Genomic DNA, 265 nt, shown 5'->3' on the forward strand with positions numbered 1-265 from the left:
GCCATCAGGTTCAGTTCGTTGAAGGTGATGAGCTTCTTGACCCGGTCATCGACCTGATACTTGCGGCGACCGCCCACATCCACTTCGCGGAAGGACTGCTTGCGCATGACCGGCGTCACCGTCTCCAGCGCGGCTTCGTCATATATACCGGCCCGTGCCAGCGCCAGGATCTTCGGATCGATGTCGGTGGCCAGAATCCTGAAATCGTAGTCGGTGATATTCGGCGCCATCGCAAGGACCGTCAGCGCGATCGAATAGGGCTCCT

1 protein-coding gene is annotated in these 265 nt (G+C 59.2%); it reads right to left on the reverse strand.

Annotated features, from left to right (window positions below; genetic code table 11):
- Window positions 1-265, reverse strand: a 265-nt coding sequence (locus tag R0J92_RS23665; protein WP_411053472.1) for a CheR family methyltransferase, incomplete at both ends; no start/stop codon positions are given.

It is taken from the genome of Tritonibacter sp. SIMBA_163, assembly GCF_046535935.1.
GTDB lineage: Bacteria > Pseudomonadota > Alphaproteobacteria > Rhodobacterales > Rhodobacteraceae > Epibacterium > Epibacterium scottomollicae.